Source organism: Actinoplanes sp. NPDC049681 (assembly GCF_044465265.1).
GTDB lineage: Bacteria > Actinomycetota > Actinomycetes > Mycobacteriales > Micromonosporaceae > Actinoplanes.
In genome coordinates this window covers 183,027-198,136 of the sequence record NZ_JBITLP010000008.1, presented here as the reverse complement: position 1 = coordinate 198,136, position 15,110 = coordinate 183,027, and the positions used below count along the sequence as shown (strand labels likewise).

The 15,110-nt window shown below is 73.1% G+C and carries 17 protein-coding genes; 2 read left to right on the top strand and 15 right to left on the bottom strand.

Going from position 1 to position 15,110, the window contains the following annotated elements:
* Positions 1 to 9 precede the first annotated feature (9 nt).
* Entirely contained in the window at positions 10 to 372 is a 363-nt protein-coding gene (locus ACIBO8_RS28520) for a GntR family transcriptional regulator (RefSeq protein ID WP_396118418.1), read from the top strand.
* A gap of 52 nt (positions 373 to 424) precedes the next feature.
* Here ACIBO8_RS28520 and ACIBO8_RS28515 read toward each other — a convergent pair whose 3' ends face one another.
* Both ACIBO8_RS28515 and ACIBO8_RS28510 read right to left on the bottom strand, forming a co-directional pair.
* Complete coding sequence (locus ACIBO8_RS28515) at positions 425 to 817, bottom strand: hypothetical protein (protein WP_396118417.1); 393 nt, start codon at positions 815 to 817, stop codon at positions 425 to 427.
* Positions 818 to 1,013: 196 nt separating this feature from the next.
* Complete coding sequence (locus ACIBO8_RS28510; RefSeq protein ID WP_396118416.1) at positions 1,014 to 1,856, bottom strand: helix-turn-helix transcriptional regulator; 843 nt, start codon at positions 1,854 to 1,856, stop codon at positions 1,014 to 1,016.
* A gap of 101 nt (positions 1,857 to 1,957) precedes the next feature.
* Between ACIBO8_RS28510 and ACIBO8_RS28505 the strand changes: the two genes are divergently transcribed.
* Entirely contained in the window at positions 1,958 to 2,722 is a 765-nt protein-coding gene (locus ACIBO8_RS28505) for an SDR family oxidoreductase (RefSeq protein ID WP_396118415.1), read from the top strand.
* A gap of 13 nt (positions 2,723 to 2,735) precedes the next feature.
* On the opposite strand, the gene ACIBO8_RS28500 is transcribed toward ACIBO8_RS28505, so the two are convergent.
* From ACIBO8_RS28500 to ACIBO8_RS28440, 13 genes are all read right to left on the bottom strand, one after another.
* On the bottom strand, positions 2,736 to 2,930 hold the full coding sequence (locus tag ACIBO8_RS28500; RefSeq protein WP_396118414.1) for a ferredoxin: 195 nt from the start codon (positions 2,928 to 2,930) through the stop codon (positions 2,736 to 2,738).
* A complete protein-coding gene (locus tag ACIBO8_RS28495) occupies positions 2,927 to 4,153 on the bottom strand; it encodes a cytochrome P450 (RefSeq protein ID WP_396118413.1) in 1,227 nt (408 codons plus the stop codon). Before ACIBO8_RS28495 ends, ACIBO8_RS28500 begins: the two co-directional genes overlap by 4 nt.
* 92 nt (positions 4,154 to 4,245) lie before the next feature.
* The gene (locus ACIBO8_RS28490; RefSeq protein ID WP_396118412.1) at positions 4,246 to 5,178 is read right to left on the bottom strand and encodes a DUF3626 domain-containing protein; all 933 of its coding nucleotides are present in this window, start codon (positions 5,176 to 5,178) and stop codon (positions 4,246 to 4,248) included.
* Positions 5,175 to 6,020 carry an undecaprenyl-diphosphate phosphatase gene (locus ACIBO8_RS28485; RefSeq protein ID WP_396118411.1) on the bottom strand — a complete coding sequence of 282 codons (846 nt, stop codon included), beginning with the start codon at positions 6,018 to 6,020 and terminating at the stop codon, positions 5,175 to 5,177. The genes ACIBO8_RS28490 and ACIBO8_RS28485 overlap by 4 nt, the downstream gene beginning before the upstream one ends.
* A gap of 56 nt (positions 6,021 to 6,076) precedes the next feature.
* Positions 6,077 to 7,045 (bottom strand): tyrosine-type recombinase/integrase, encoded by a 969-nt coding sequence (locus ACIBO8_RS28480; protein ID WP_396118410.1) that lies wholly within the window; start codon positions 7,043 to 7,045, stop codon positions 6,077 to 6,079.
* Between the two features lie 12 nt (positions 7,046 to 7,057).
* Entirely contained in the window at positions 7,058 to 8,650 is a 1,593-nt protein-coding gene (locus tag ACIBO8_RS28475; RefSeq protein WP_396118409.1) for an ABC-F family ATP-binding cassette domain-containing protein, read from the bottom strand.
* A gap of 218 nt (positions 8,651 to 8,868) precedes the next feature.
* Positions 8,869 to 9,735, bottom strand: a complete 867-nt coding sequence (locus ACIBO8_RS28470; protein ID WP_396118408.1) for a sigma-70 family RNA polymerase sigma factor — start codon at positions 9,733 to 9,735, stop codon at positions 8,869 to 8,871.
* Between the two features lie 157 nt (positions 9,736 to 9,892).
* Complete coding sequence (locus ACIBO8_RS28465) at positions 9,893 to 10,504, bottom strand: response regulator (protein ID WP_396118407.1); 612 nt, start codon at positions 10,502 to 10,504, stop codon at positions 9,893 to 9,895.
* Positions 10,501 to 11,583 carry a sensor histidine kinase gene (locus ACIBO8_RS28460; RefSeq protein ID WP_396118406.1) on the bottom strand — a complete coding sequence of 361 codons (1,083 nt, stop codon included), beginning with the start codon at positions 11,581 to 11,583 and terminating at the stop codon, positions 10,501 to 10,503. Before ACIBO8_RS28460 ends, ACIBO8_RS28465 begins: the two co-directional genes overlap by 4 nt.
* 11 nt (positions 11,584 to 11,594) lie before the next feature.
* Positions 11,595 to 12,371, bottom strand: coding sequence for an ABC transporter permease (locus ACIBO8_RS28455; protein ID WP_396118405.1), 777 nt, complete (start codon positions 12,369 to 12,371; stop codon positions 11,595 to 11,597).
* Positions 12,368 to 13,306 (bottom strand): ABC transporter ATP-binding protein, encoded by a 939-nt coding sequence (locus ACIBO8_RS28450; protein ID WP_396118404.1) that lies wholly within the window; start codon positions 13,304 to 13,306, stop codon positions 12,368 to 12,370. The genes ACIBO8_RS28455 and ACIBO8_RS28450 overlap by 4 nt, the downstream gene beginning before the upstream one ends.
* Before the next feature lie 223 nt (positions 13,307 to 13,529).
* Complete coding sequence (locus ACIBO8_RS28445; protein WP_396118403.1) at positions 13,530 to 14,495, bottom strand: hypothetical protein; 966 nt, start codon at positions 14,493 to 14,495, stop codon at positions 13,530 to 13,532.
* 1 nt (position 14,496) lies between these two features.
* Entirely contained in the window at positions 14,497 to 15,072 is a 576-nt protein-coding gene (locus ACIBO8_RS28440) for a PadR family transcriptional regulator (RefSeq protein ID WP_396118402.1), read from the bottom strand.
* Positions 15,073 to 15,110: the final 38 nt, after the last annotated feature.

Genomic DNA, 15,110 nt, shown 5'->3' with positions numbered 1-15,110 from the left:
AGGAAGAGCGTGGACATCGTGATCGACCCCAGCTCCGCGGTGCCTCCGTACGAGCAGGTGCGGCTGCGGATCGCGGCGCTGGCCGCGGACGGTGAGCTGGCGGCGGGCACCCGGCTGCCGCCGGTGCGGCAGCTCGCCGCCGAGCTGGGTCTGGCGGCGAACACGGTGGCGCGGGCCTACCGGGAGCTGGAGCAGGCCGGCCTGGTGGAGACCCACGGCCGGGCGGGCACGCTGATCACCTCCGCGGCGGCCGGGACCCCGGTCGCGGCCCGGAAAGCCGCTCAACGGTACGCGGACGAGACAAAGTCCCTCGGACTGACACCGGAGGCGGCCTTGGCGCTGGTCGAGGCCGTTCTGCGCCGTCCGGGCTGAGCGTCGTGGTCCCGCGGGTGCCGGCGGGGTCGTCCCGCCGGCACCCCCGTGGTCAGGCCCGTTCGCACACCGACGGGGCCGTGAAGTCGGTGCTGCTGCGGAAGCTGCCGCCCGGGAAATCGGTCCAGACGGCGATGTACGTGAGGTGGGCGCCGGCACTGGCGCCCGGGATGCGCTGGACGGCGTGCTCGGTGGCGCCGCCCTGCGGCCACGGCAGCGAGGTCAGGGCGGACTCGGCCGGCGTGGACTCCATCAGGATGAGCAGCGCGGCGGTGTCCGACTGGTTGGTGATGGCCCAGTCGACGACCCATTCGCCGGTGGTGGTGTCACAGGTGCCGGAGACCTCGGTCGCGAACGTCCGGGGCGCGGCGGCGTGGGCGGCGGGAGCGGCCGGCAGGGCGGCCACGGCACCGGCGAGGGCGGCGGCGATGATGCGGAACTTCATGGGGTCCTTTCGCGAAGGGTGCGGACAGGCGTCGCCTTCGGGCAGAAAAGCGGGCGACGCAGGCAAGGTAGACGGTTGCCGCGAACCAGGCGCAACGACGAAATGAACGTCACACCGGACCCCGGGTCGCCGCGGCACCGTTCGTGCAGGTCCGGCGCGCTGCGCAGGGTCCGCGACGCGTTGCCCGAAAGTCCCGCTACGCCTGCGCGAAGTTCTGCTGGCCGATGACGGCGAGCAGCTGAAGCTTCTCGTAGCCCTCGCTGCCGGGCGGGGCGGTCAGCACCAGCAGCGCCTGCGCCTGGTCCTCGGTGAACAGCACCTGGCAGTCGACCTCGACGGCGCCGAGCTCCGGGTGCAGCAGCACCTTGTGGTCGGCGAAGCGCTGGGCGACCTCGTGGCGTTCCCACAGGGCGGTGAACTCCGCGCTGGCCTTCTGCAACGCCCGCACCAGCTCGCCGGCGCGCGACTTCGGCCCCATCGAGCCGTACGCGGCCCGCAGGTTCGCCACCTGGGCGCGGCTCTGGCGTTCCCGGTCCTGCTCCGGATAGCGCAGCCGCTCCCCGGGCCGGGTGAACCAGCGGTAGATCTCGCTGCGGTCCAGGCCGGTGTCGCCGGAGCGGTCGCCGAACAGGGCCACCGCCATCCGATTCTGCACCAGCGTCTCGCCGAGGTTGGACAGGATGAGCGCCGGGGTGTCGTCCAGCCGGTCGAGGACCCGCAGCAGCGCGGGCGCCACGTGCGCGGCGGTCGACACCGGCGAGGGGGCGTTGCGCCCGGCGACCTGGAACAGGTAGTCGCGTTCGCCGCTGCTGAGTCTCAGGGCGATCGCCAGCGAGGCCAGCATCTGCTCGCTGGGCTGCGGCCCGCGCTGCTGCTCCAGCCGCGTGTAGTAGTCGGCCGACATCGCGGCCAGCGCCGCCACCTCCTCGCGCCGAAGGCCGGGGGCCCGGCGGCGGGCCCCGGCGGGCAGCCCCACGTCACCGGGGCGTAGCCCCTGGCGGCGGCGGCGCAGGAAGTCGGCGAGCGCGGCGCGGTCCATGCGCTCCAGTATCGCCGAGCGCCGCGGTGCAACCAGGGATCGCCGATCCCCCGATAACCGCTCTCTGCCGGGCCCGGCTCGCCGCCGCCAGACTTCGGGGCATGAACATTTCCGGGAACACGATCTTCATCCCCGGGGCCACCAGCGGCATCGGCCTCGCCCTCGCCCTCGCGCTGCAGGCGCGCGGCAACACCGTCATCGTCGGCGGGCGCCGTACCGAGCTGCTGGACCGCATCGCGGCCGAGCACCCCGGCATCGACACCGTGCAGATCGACACCGCGGACGCCGCTTCGGTCACCGCCGCCGCCGAGCGCGTCCTGGCGCGGCACCCGCAGCTCAACGTGCTGGTCACGATGGCCGGCATCATGCGGGTCGAGGACTGGCACAAGCCCGAGACGTTCCTCGCCTCCGCCGAGGAGATCGTCACCACCAACCTGCTGGGCCCGATCCGGCTCATCGCCGCGTTCGTCGCTCACCTGCAGAGCCGGCCGGACGCGACCATCGTCACCGTCTCGTCGGGCCTGGCGTTCGCACCGCTGAAGGCCACGCCCAGCTACAACGCGTCCAAGGCGGCGATCCACATGCTCAGCGAGTCGATCCGCCTGCAGCTGGCCGACACCTCGGTGCGCGTCGTCGAGCTGGTGCCGCCGTCGGTGCGTACGGCGCTGCTGCCCGGCCAGGAGTCCAGCGACTTCGCGATGCCGCTGGACGAGTTCGTCGCGGAGGTCGTGGGCCTGCTCGACAGCGAGCCCGACGCCACGGAGATCCAGGTCGAGCGGGTCAAGTTCCTGCGCTACGGCGAGGCCCGCGGCGACTACGACCAGGTCGTCGCGACCCTCAACGCCGCCGACCCGCACGGCAGGTGAGCCCGGCTGCCGGTCACTCGACGGTGATGGCCCCCGAGGGGCACATCGTGGCGGCCCTGCGCAGCAGTTCCTCGGGCTGATCCGGGGCCTGCGGATCCAGGACGACGACCACGCCGTCGTCGTCCTGGTCGAAGACCTGCGGCAGGGTCATGACGCAGTTGCCGGCGCCGATGCACACGTCGCGGTCGGCGCGCACCCGGGCGCTCACCAGGTCACCGGCAGCTCGGCCAGGCCGTACACGATCGACATGTCACGGGTCGGCAGCTGGGCGGGGTCGGCGGCGACGCGCAGGCCGGGCAGGCGGCGGGCCAGGGCCGACAGGGCGATCCGCAGCTCGGCGCGGGCCAGCGGCTGCCCGATGCACTGGTGCACGCCGAAGCCGAACGCCAGGTGCTGGTGCGCCTGCCGGTACGGGTCGAACGCGTCGCCGTCGTCGAACACGTCGTCGTCGCGGTTGGCCAGCGACAGCAGCGCGGTGGCCGGCTCCCCCGCGCGGATGAGCCGGCCACCGATCTCGACGTCGCGCACGGCCAGGCGCGGCAGGCCGGTCCGCACGATCGTCAGATAGCGCAGCAGCTCCTCGACGATCCCGTCGACCGTCTCGTCGTCGCCGTCGCGCAGCCGCTGCCACACCTGCGGGCGCTGCAGCAGCAACAGCACGCTGAGACCGATCATGTTGGCGGTGGTCTCGTGCCCGGCGATGAGCAGCAGCAACGCCATGCCGACGAGCTCGCCGACCTCCAGCTCGCCGGTGCGCACCCGCTCGCTGATCAGCCGGCCCAGCAGGTCGTCGCCGGGATCCCCGGCCGCGCGTTTCGCCTCGATCAGCGTCCCCAGGTACGTGCGCAGCCCGGCGGCGGCGTCACGGACCAGCAGCGGGTCGGCGCTCTGGTCCAGCATGATGCTGCTGCGCTCCTGGAAGAACGCGTGGTCGGCGTACGGGACGCCGAGCAGGTGGCAGATCACCAGGGACGGCACCGGCAGCGCGAACCCCGCGATCAGGTCGGCGGGCGGTCCGGCCTGCTGCAGGGCGCCGAGCGCATCGTCGACCACGCCGGCGATCAGCGGTTCGATCCGCCGGATGTTCCTGATCATGAATTCGGCGGTCAGCATCCGGCGCAGCCGCAGGTGCTCGCTGCCGTCCATGCGGATGAACCCGCCCTGCCGGTTGCGGGTGACCTGCGGAGGCGCGGCGCGCAGCAGCGGGAAACCGGGCCGGGTCATGTCGGCGCTGAACGCGTCGGAGCGCAGCATCTGCTTGACGTCGGCGTGCCGGGTGACCAGCCAGGTCCAGCCCCCGGTCGGCAGCCGCACCCGGCTGACGGGCCCGTCGAGGCGGCGCAGGTCGGCGGCGGTCACCGGGGTGAACGGGTCATCGTCGGGGCTGCGGAACGGGAACAGCGGAAGACGGTCGGTCAGCACGTCGGCCACAGCGGCGCTCCTCGGACGTAGCGGGGCGTACTGGATCGCAAGCGCTACGTTATCGCCGCAACGGGCAAAGGACAACGAATGTCGATGAAACCCTACGTCCGGGGGTGGCCGCGCAGCACGAGAATGTGCCACAGGTACTTGAGCAGTTGCAGCACCTCGGCGCTCGTGCCGAACGCGGCGAGGTCGGCCGTGCGGTGGGTGGCCGCGCCGACGACCGCCGCGTCGATCACGTCGCTGCCGAGCGCGCGGGCGAGCCGGGCGGCGTCGGGACCGCGCAGGTCGTCCGGGAACGCCGACGCCGGCAGGACGAATCCCGGGTGCCACTCCAGCGGCGCGAGAGCGGCCAGGTGCCCGGCGGTAGGCGTACCGGCGAAAGCGGGGTCGCACACGACGGCCTCGACGTCGGTGGCCAGGTCGATGCCGCCGTGGATCTGGGCCTCGACGTAGTCGTCCATCGCGCGGCCCGCGGCGGCGCGGGGCGCCGCGAGCGCCTCGATCCATGGCGCCGGGCCGGGCGCGGCGACGCCCAGCGCGGTTCCGGTACGGGCGACCTGCTCGAGCAGCGCCTGCCGGATGGCCCCGAACGCGTCCGCGGTGCCGACCACGGTGGGCTCGGTGACGCTGTCGCCGTGGCTGAACGTGGCCCGGCGCAGCACCTCGGGGCGCAGCCGCAGGTGGCAGCTGCCGAAGCGGGGCGACGCGCCGTCGGGATGGCCGGCGAGGTTCAGGCCGCCGTAGACGGGCCGCCCGGCGGCGACGCCGCTGGGGTAGGCGCCGGCGAACATCCGCTGCTCCCAGCGGTCGCGGTCGCCACCCGGGTACGCGGTCAGCCCGCCGTTGGAGATGCCGGTCTCGAACTGGCTGCGGTACACGCCGTCGGCGGCCAGGTGCTCGGCGACCGTACGCCCGTCGGCCAGCTGCCGGTCGGGATGGAAGTTGACGGTGATCCGCGCCCCGGGCACGGGCGGCTCACCGGCGGCGCCGAGGCCGCGGACGTGCGCGAGGGCCCGGGCCGGCGGGGTCACTTCGGGGCGATGACGTTCGTGGCGAGCAGGACCATCAGCAGCGCGCCGAGCACGAGCCGGTAGCCGATGAAGATCGAGTACGAGTGCCGGGCGATGAACTTCAGCAGCCACGACACGGCGAACCAGCCCACCACGAAGCTCACCACGGTCGCGACGATGGTGGGCAGCCAGCCGACGCCGCCGTTGTCGGCCGAGATGTTGCTGTACTCGGTGGCGGTCTGCAGCACGGTCGCGCCCAGCAGCGCCGGGATGCTCAGGAAGAAGGACAACTTCGTGACTGTCACCCGGTCGAGGTCGCGCAGCAGGCCGGCGGTCATCGTCGCGCCCGAGCGGGAGACGCCGGGGATCAGGGCCAGGCATTGCACCGTACCGATGATCAGGGTGTCTTTCCAGCTGACGTGCTCCACGTGGCGGACCTGGGTGGCGGCCCGGTCGGCGAACCACATCACGCCGCTGTAGAGGATCAGCGCGGCGGCGACGAACCAGAGGCTGCGCAGGGTCGTCTCGATGGTGTCCTGGAAGAGCAGGCCGATGATGCCGATCGGGACGGAGCCCAGGATGACCGCCCAGCCGAACCGGTAGTCGGCGTTGCCCCGCTGGTCACGGCGCAGCAGGCCGCGGAACCAGGCGGTGATGATCCGGATCAGGTCGTGGCGCAGGAAGATCACCGTGGCGATGACCGCGCCGGACTGGATGATCGCGGTGAAGGCCGTGATGTCCTCGGCGTCGATCTGGTAGCCGAGCAGTTTCTCCAGGATGGTCAGGTGGCCCGTGCTGGAGATGGGCAGGAACTCGGTGAAGCCCTCCACCGCGCCCAGCAGCACCGCTTCGAAGATGTTCAACCCAACCCCGTCTCGTGATCGACTCACCGGACCGCGGTCGAGAATAGGTGGTGTGCTCAGCTACCGCTGCGCCGGACCCGGGCCGCGGCCAGGGTGTGCGCCGGATCCCGGTCGAGGTTGTGACGGTCCCGGTCGTAGCGGCGGGTGGTTCGCGGGTCGGCGTGGCCCATGGCGTCCTGGACGTCTTCGAGAGGCACGCCCTCGGCCCGGGCGGTGGTCGCGAACGCGTGCCGCAGCGAGTGCGGGGACAGCCGCGCCCACCCGGCGATGCCGGCCTCCGCGGCGAGGCGGCGCACGAGCCGGAACACCGCGTGCCGGTCCAGCCGGGCGCCGGTGGCGGTCACCAGCAGCGGCCCGTCGAGCCGGTCGGCGGTGGTGCCCTCGGCGGCGGCCCGCGCGGCCAGGTAGGTGTCCAGGGCCTCGGCCGCGTACGGGGTCAACGCCCGGCGGCGGGCCCGGCCGCCCTTGCCGACGAAGCGCACGCTGCGGTGCCCGCGTTCCACGCCCAGGTCGGCGACGTCGAGGCTGACCACCTCGCCGACCCGCAGGCCGAGATCGGCCAGCAGCGCGATGACGGCGCGGTGGCGTACGGCGGCGGGCCCGGTGGCGGCTTCGGCGGCGGCGAGGACGGCGTCGACCTCCTCGGGGCTCAGGCCCACGGTCGCCGAGTGGTCGCGGGACACGTACGGGCGGTCCGCGCCGGCGACCGGGTTGGCGTCGACCGCGCGCAGCTTGACGAGGAAGTCGTACCAGCTGGAGAGGCCGGACAGCTTGCGGGCCACCGTCGCCGGTGCCAGCTCCTGCGCCTCCAGCCCGCGGGCGTACGCGTTGACGTCCAGGAACGAGGCCCGCAGCGGGTCGACGTCGCGCCCGGCGCACCAGCCGAGCCACGCGCCGACGTCCCGGCGGTACGCCTCGCGGGTGTGCGCGGACAACCGCCGGTTCTGCAGCCACGCCTCGGTGACCTGTTCGGCGCCGCCGGCGGCCGCGACCGTGCCGGCGCTCTGACGCGGTACCAGGGACATGCCCTCATGATCTCAGCTGACGTGCACGTGACCGTCCGCGACATGCCAGGTGCGGGTGTGCCCGGCGGCGCCGGCGAAGTACCGGTCGTGGGTCACGGTCACCAGCGTCCCCCGGTACGCCCGCAGCGCCTCCTCGACGACGTCGAGCGCGTCGAAGTCGAGGAAGTTCGTCGGCTCGTCGAGCAGCAGCACCCGCGCCGGGCTGTTGACCATGACGGCCAGCAGCAGCCGGCGCAGCTCCCCCGCGGACAGGCTGCGCAGGCTCGCGTCCCACTGGTCGGCGCCGAACTGGTGGGCGGCGAGCAGGCGTTCGGCGTCCTCGGCGTAGACCGGCACCCGGGAGCGGAAGTAGTGCAGGACCGTGGTCCTGGTGCGCAGGCCGTCGTCGGTCTGCGGCAGCACCGCCACGGGCACGGCCGCCTCCTGCTGCAGCGCCCGTAGCAGGGTGGTCTTGCCGGCGCCGTTGCGGCCGGTGATCAGGATCCGGTCACCGCGGCGCACGGCGAGATCGACGCCGTCGAGCACGGTGCGCCCGCCGAGCTTCACGGTGAGGTCGCGCACCTCGATCAGGGGCTCGCCGGGCTCGGCGTCGTCGCCGGGGAACGCACACGTCAGCGGCGGGCGGGTGCGGGGCTCGGCGATCCAGCGTACGGATTCCATCTGCCGGCGCAGCCGCCGCTCGCGGGCCTTGGCCTTCCTGGCCACCTTGCGGGCGATGCGCCGCAGGTGCGGTGCCTCGACCCCGGAGCGCACGGTGGTCTCGACGAACAGCGACTGGGCCTTGGTGCGCTCGATGTCGGCTTCCCAGCGCCGCCGGTCCTTCTCCTGGGCCTCGTAGTCGAGCAGCAGCTTCTGCCAGCGGCGGGTCTTCTCGGCGCGGTAGGCGCGGTATCCGCCGCCGGGATAGTCCTGCGGGGTGTCGTGGATGCCGTCGAGCTCGATGATGCGGGTGACGGCGGTGTCGAGGAACGCACGGTCGTGGCTGACGGCGAGCACGCCGCCCGGGAACCCGGCGAGCCATTCGCCCAGCCAGGCGGCGCCCTCGGCGTCGAGGTGGTTGGTGGGCTCGTCGAGCAGCAGGACGTCGGGGGTGTCCAGCAGCGCCCGGGCCAGCAGCAGCCGGGCCTGCTCACCGCCGCTGACCTCGCGCAGCGGGCGCTCGTCGTCGAGATGCGCGATGTCGAGGCGCCGGCGGATGCGGTCCAGCCGGGTCGCGGCGGTCCACCCTTGCAGGGTGGTCCAGCGTTCCTGGGTCTCCCCGTACGCGGTGAGCACGTCGGCGCCGTCGGCCAGCTCCTGCTCGAGGCGGTGCAGGCGCGCCGTGACCTCGGCCAGCTCGCCGAGCCCGGCGTGCAGGAACGCGCCGACGGTGCCGTCCGCGCCGGTGAGCTGCTGCGCCACGTAGCCGACGCGGGTGCCGGGGCCGCGGGTCACCGTGCCGGTGGCGGGGGCGAGGTCACCGGCGAGCACCCGCAGCAGGGTGGTCTTGCCGGCGCCGTTGGGTCCGACGACGCCGATCCGGTCGCCGGCGCCGAGCACCAGGTCGACACCGGTGAACAGGGGTTCGCCGTCGTGGGCGGCGCTGAGCGAGACGGCCTTGAGCAAGGAGTCCTCCGAGGGCGGATACCGATGGGACACGGCGACCCGCGCCGCTCGCGTTTCAGCGGCGGGTGGCGGGTCGGGTCGGTATCACACGGAGGTGACTGCTCCTCGGGGCTCGGCGGTGGTCCGATGGTCACTCTGCCGCCGCCCGGGTCGGGCCGCAACCGAATATGGCGAAGGCCGCCACCCGGGTGCGGGTGACGGCCTTCGGTGGTACGAGCTCAGGCGGCGTAGGCCACCGAGCGGTTCACGCCCTGCACGTCGGTCACGGCCAGGCGCGACGCCATGGTGCTGCGGCCGGCGATCTGCGCCGCGTACGCCGCCCGCCGCCGGGCCACGCAGCCGTCGCCCTTGGCGGCGCCGTTCTCCTGCTGCTCCATGTGGGTGCTCAGGCCGTCACGCAGCAGCGCCAGCGCCTCGGTACGCAGCTGCGACACCCGCGACTCGGTGACGCCCAGCTCGGCCGCGACCTCCGACAGCGGCCGCTCCTGCAGGAACGACGCCTCGACCACGAACCGCAGCCGCTCGGGCAGCACGGCGACCGCGTCGTGCAGGTAGCCGATGCGCTCACGGTGCAGCAGCATCTCCTCGGGGTTGAGTGCGGACTCGGTCACCAGGTCCTCGGCGGTGCCGGAGGTGAAACCCTGCAGCGACAGCACCGCGGCGCGCTGCACGTCGTCGTCGACGCTGGCCAGCTCGCTCACGCCGACACCGAGCAGCTCGGCCAGCTCGGCGGGGGTGGGCGTACGGCCCAGCTGGGCGGTCAGCTCCTGCCGGGCGACGTCGGCGCGCCGGGCCCGGGCCCGCACCGAGCGGCTGGCCCAGTCCATGCTGCGCAGCTCGTCGAGCAGGGCGCCGCGCACCCGCACCGCGGCGAACCGGCCGAACGGGATGCCCCGGGAGGCGTCGAACGCCTGGGCGGCGGTGACGAGGGCCGCGTACCCGGCGGAGGCCAGGTCGTCGCGGTGCACGTGCGCCGGGACCTTGAACAGCATCTCGCGGACCATGTGACCCACCAGCGGCATGTTCTCGCGGATCAGGTTCTCCAGCTCGCGGCTGACGGTCTTCTTCGCGGTCGCTGCGGACATCGTGTGTTCCCCCTCGTTTCCCGTCGCCCGGTGACGGCTCACCGGCTGACAGGGGGAACTTTTCGTTGCGCTGGGTGCAGAGGGCGGTCACAGTGGGTTGCCGCTCGGTTGCACCCGAAGAAAACCTAAAGTCGCACAGTTACCTCTCAGGCAGCTCCTAGGTCAGCAACCAGCCATGGTCACGGGCCAGGCGTACGGCCTCCGCGCGCGTGCGGGCGCCCGTCTTGCCGATCGCCGACGACAGGTGGTTACGCACGGTGCCCTCGGACAGGCGCAGCTCACGGGCGATGTCCGCGACCGTGCCACCGTCGCGGGCGGCGCGCAGCACGTCCGTCTCCCGCTCGGTCAGCGGCGAGTCCCCGTGCGCCAGCGACTGCGCCGCCAGGCCCGGGTCGACCACCCGCAGGCCCTGGTGCACCCGCCGGACCGCGTCCGCGAGCTGCCGCGCCGGCGTGTCCTTGACGATGAACCCGCTCGCCCCCGCCGCCATCGCCTGCCGCAGGTAGCCGGCCCGGCCGAAGGTCGTCACCATCAGCACCCGGCAGCCCGGCAGCGCCTTCTGCAGCTCCCGGGCCGCCGCCACCCCGTCCAGCCCGGGCATCTGCACGTCCAGCAGCGCCACGTCGGCGCCGTGCTCCCGCGCCGCGGCCACGACCTCGTCCCCGCGGCCCACCTCCGCGACGACCTCCAGATCCGGCTCCATGTTCAGCAGCGCCGCCATCGCGCCGCGCACCAGCGCCTGGTCGTCGGCCAGCAGCAGCCGGATCATGACGGCACCTCCACCCGTACGCGGAAACCCGGCCCGTCGTCGCGGCGGCCCACCGTAAGGCGCGCACCGACCGCCTCAGCCCGGCGTCGCAGGCCGGCCAGGCCCTGACCACCCGGTCCCGGCACCGCGGCGCCGCGACCGTCGTCGACGATCTCCACGCAGCCCGGCGCGAGGCGCACCTCGCACCGGCCGGCGCCACTGTGCCGCACGACGTTCGTCACCGCCTCCCGGATCGTCCAGGCGAACAGCTCCCGGTTGCGGGTCGGCACGTCGTCGGCCGCCCCCGGCAGCTCCGCCGCCACGTGCGCCGCGGCCAGCGCCGCACGGGCCGCCGCAATCTCCCCCGGCAGCGAGATCCCCCGCATGCCCAGCGCGGTGGCCCGTACGTCCGCCAGCGCGTCGCGGGCCAGCACCTCCAGATCCCGCAGCTCCGCCCGGGCCTTGTCCACGTCCACGTCCAGCAGGCGCTGCGCCAGCTCCGCCTTCACCGTCACCACCGTCAGGGAATGCCCCAGGATGTCGTGCAGGTCCGCGGCGATGCGGGCCCGCTCGTTCTGCACCGCCATGTCCGCCAGCTTCTCCTGCGCCACCCGCAGCCGTATCTGCCGCTCGCCCGCCAGCCGCAGGCCCCACGTCGCCGCCGAGCCCAGCAGCACCGCCAGGCCGTACCCGTTGTCGTCCCAGCCCGGCACCTGCCAGGTCAGCAGCTCGGCGGTGACGACCAGCGTGAGCGAGAGCGGCGCCGCCTGCCACCACGGCAGGGCCGCCATCGCCGACGCGCCGACGTACACCAGGCACGTCAGCGCGTGGAACCCGGCACCGGGAACCTGCAACGCCGTCAGCGCCAGCAGGGCGAGCAGGCCGGCCCACATCCGCAGCGGGCGGTCACGACCGGTGCTGAACGACCACACCATGGTCAGGTACAGCCCGGCGAACCCGGCCAGCGCCGCCAGGCCCACGTCGCGCTGCCAGCCGCCCGCAGTCGCCAGCAGCGCCGACAGGTTCTCGTTCAGATAGAACAGCCACAGGGCCGCGAACAGCCACGCGAACCGCGGACCCCGCCGCTCGGACCCCTCCACGGCCGCCCCCGTCAGACCCGGGCCGTGTCGCGCCGGAACCGCCACATCGCGCCCGCGGCGAACAACGCCGTCCACACCACCACGTTCAGCGCCGCCAGCCACAAGTTCCCATCGTGCACCAGGGGGTAGCGCGCGATCTCACCGACGCCGTACACCGGCGTGAACTTGGCGATCGTGGCGAACGTGTCGCCGAGCTGGTCCACCGGCACGAACAGGCCACCGGCGAACGACAGCACCGCCAGCACCGGGCCCAGGATCTGCATGACGTTCTCGCTCGGCAGCAGATAGCCCATGAACAGGCCGAACGCCGCGAACACCAGCGCGCACGCCCACGCCAGCACCCCGCACTCCACCCACGCCGCCGCCGGCAGCTGCGCCCCCGCGACCGCCCCCACGGCGAACGCCACCGCCACCGACACCGCCCCGAGGATCATCGCCAGCACCAGCTTCACCGCGATGTACGCCGCCGGCCGCAACGGCGTCAGCCGCAACTGCCGGCTCCAGCCCGCGGCCCGCTCCACCGCCACCATCGCCCCGCCGCTGGTGGTCGCCAGCATCGCCCCGTACACGGCCATGCTGATCAGCACGAAACCGGCCACGTTGCCGGCGCCGACGCGCTCCGTGCGGTAGTTCTGGCTCGAGCCGAACAACAGGTAGAACACCGCCGGCATCACCAGCGTGAAGATCACCGTGCGCCGGTTGCGCATCAGCCGCCGCAACTCCAGCCGGATCACGCCGGCCGAGAACCCGCCGAAGCGGGGAAGGGTCCGCTGCACCGCTGCGGTCATCGCCGTCCTCCATCCTCGGCGTCGTCGGCGGTCAACGCCAGGAACGCCTGTTCCAGATTGCGTGAGGTGATCTCCAGATCCCGGGCCGGCGTCGCGGTCAGCAGATGCCGCGCCACCGCGTCGGCGTCGCGCGCCTGCAGGATCACGGTGTCGCCGCGCACCTCCACCGCATCCACCCCGGGCAGCGCCCGCAACGCGGGCTCGTCGGCGCCCGGCAGCGTCGCCCGCACCGTCCGGCCCGACGCCATCGCCTTCACCTGCGCCGCCGTGCCGTCCGCCACGACCCGGCCCCGGCGCACGAACACCACCCGGTCGGCGTACGCGTCCGCCTCCTCCAGATAGTGGGTGGCGAACACGACCGTGCGCCCACCCTGCGCGTCGGCGCGGATCGCCGACCAGAACTCATGCCGGCCGCCCACGTCCATGCCCGTCGTCGGCTCGTCCAGGATCAGCAGCTCCGGATCGGGCAGCAACGCCATCGCGAACCGCAGCCGCTGCTGCTGCCCGCCCGAGCACTTGCCCACCAGCCGCCGCCGGATGTCGCCGATGCCGGCCCGCTCCAGCGCGGCGTCGACCTCGGCCGCCGGGCGCCCGAACAGCACCGCGGTCAGGCGAACCGTCTCCTCGACCGTGTAGTCCTTCAGCAGGCCGCCGGTCTGCATCACCGCCGACACCAGACCCAGGGCCACCGCCTCGCGCGGCGCCCGCCCGTACACGCGCACCGAGCCCTGCGACGGGGTCGACAACCCGAGCAGCATGTCGACCGTGCTGGTCTTGCCGGCCCCGTTCGGCCCCAGCAGCGCCACCACCTCACCCGGCCGGATCCGCAGGCTGATCCCGTCGACCGCGGTCACGGACCCGAAACGCTTCACCACACCGTCCAGTTCGACGGCCGGCCCCCGCGGCGGGGCCTTGCTCTCCACGGTGATTGTCATGGCACCAGCCTCGCCCATGGCCGCACCCCGCAAGCACGTCACGTGTCACGACCACCCCGTGACATCTGTCAGGGATTCGCGGTCGTCCATCGGTCGATCGGACGGATCCGCTGTCTCAAATCCGCTCCCCACGACGTGTCACGCCCACCCACACTGGACCTGCAACCCGGTGCGGTCCGGTACGGCTCCGTCGAGCCGCACCGATCGGGACGGCCGCACCGGGTTACCGGGCCCACTCGGCGATCAGGCTCCGGTACACGTCGAAAGCCGGCTTACGGGTGTAGTCGTCGGCGGTGAGTCCGAACAGGTGGAACAGATCCGCCCGCGTGCTGTCGGCGTCGCGGAGCGCGAAATGCGAATACCCGTCGATCAGCAATTCGCCGGCGAGCCCGGCCACGGTACGCACGACCGTGTCGACCACCTCCGCCTGGCGGACGGGAGAGCGCCCGGGGCCGGTGGGCCAGCCGTGCTCGGTGATCCGCAGCGGCAGCCGACCCAGCCCGGCCGCCTCCAGCACCTCACCGCGATGCCGGCGCAGCAGCCACTCCACACCCCCGGCCAGATCCGGCGCGGCGACCGGCTGGAAGACGTCCGGGAAGAAGTCCAGCCCCACGTAGTCGAGGTCACCGGCGAAGCGCGGACCACCCCGGCCGGTCAGATCCGCCACGAACGAGGCCGCCGGCCCGAACAGCGGCGTCGTGTTGAAGCCGACCTTCAGATGGTGGTGGCCCAGCTCGCGGGCATGCTGCTTGACCGCCGACACCCCGGCGATGACCGCGTCGCCGACCCTCGGATAGAAGCCGTCCAGCACCGGGTTGCCGGTCACGTTCGGTTCCTCGGCGACCTGGATCCGATCGGTGACCGCCCCGTACCCGGCGACCACCTCCCGCAGGAAGCGGCAATAGCCGGCGACGTCGCCGGAAGCGGACTGATACTGCGCGACGATGTCCAGGCGGCGGCCGTCCACGGCGTAACGGGCCGGATCGGCCGGCACGACGGCCGGATACGCCTGCCGGTCCGGACCCGGATCCCGGAAGCCCAGATACGCCCGGACCAGGAACGGGCGCCCCGCAGAGCCCTGCAGATCGGCCAGCGCCGCGGTCACCTGCTCCGCCACATCCGGCGGGCCGACGCACAGCGCACCCGCGTCGCCGCCGGAAGCGCCACCCGGATAGATCCCGAACAGCACGTCACTTCACCTCCGGCCACGCCAGCACACCACCGCGGATGTCCGCCAGCACCGCGTCGATCCACGCCAGCTCCGCACGGGCCACGCCCAGCGCATACTCCGCCTCGATGACGTACAGCCGCGGCACACCGTCCGCGAGCACCTCCGCCAGGCGACGCTCGTCCGCCGCGGTCCGCTCACCCAGCCGTCGCGCCCGCTCCGTCAGCGCATCCACCGCACCGTCCGGACCCAGCGCCCCCAGATAGGCGACGGCACCCAGAAACGGAGTGAACTCCCGCTGCGGATGCCGGATCTGATCGTCGAGGCGCCGGACCAGTTCCGCACGCCCGGCCGCCGTCAGGTCGTAGACCGTCCGCTCCGGACGGTTACCCGCCCGATGCCGCGCCACCTCACTGACCCACCCGGCCGCGGCCAGCGCCGACACGATGTCGTAGACCGAGCCCCGGGTGATCGCGGCAGCCTGATACTCACTGCGCCGCCGCAGGTCGGCCAGCACCTCGTACGGGTGCATCGGCCGTTCCAGAAGCAGCCCCAGAATCGCCAGGACCAGCGGATTGTCGAGCGCACGCCGCGGCATGGTCGAACTCTAACAGTCGAATTCGACTATTCATAGAC

Coding starts and splice junctions, on each gene's coding strand:
- ACIBO8_RS28440 (WP_396118402.1), bottom strand. CDS start 15,072: ATGCCGCGGCGTGCGCTCGACAATCCGCTGGTCCTGGCGATTCTGGGG.
- ACIBO8_RS28455 (WP_396118405.1), bottom strand. CDS start 12,371: ATGACCGCAGCGGTGCAGCGGACCCTTCCCCGCTTCGGCGGGTTCTCG.
- ACIBO8_RS28450 (WP_396118404.1), bottom strand. CDS start 13,306: ATGACAATCACCGTGGAGAGCAAGGCCCCGCCGCGGGGGCCGGCCGTC.
- ACIBO8_RS28470 (WP_396118408.1), bottom strand. CDS start 9,735: ATGTCCGCAGCGACCGCGAAGAAGACCGTCAGCCGCGAGCTGGAGAAC.
- ACIBO8_RS28465 (WP_396118407.1), bottom strand. CDS start 10,504: ATGATCCGGCTGCTGCTGGCCGACGACCAGGCGCTGGTGCGCGGCGCG.
- ACIBO8_RS28510 (WP_396118416.1), bottom strand. CDS start 1,856: ATGGACCGCGCCGCGCTCGCCGACTTCCTGCGCCGCCGCCGCCAGGGG.
- ACIBO8_RS28505 (WP_396118415.1), top strand. CDS start 1,958: ATGAACATTTCCGGGAACACGATCTTCATCCCCGGGGCCACCAGCGGC.
- ACIBO8_RS28480 (WP_396118410.1), bottom strand. CDS start 7,045: ATGTCCCTGGTACCGCGTCAGAGCGCCGGCACGGTCGCGGCCGCCGGC.
- ACIBO8_RS28515 (WP_396118417.1), bottom strand. CDS start 817: ATGAAGTTCCGCATCATCGCCGCCGCCCTCGCCGGTGCCGTGGCCGCC.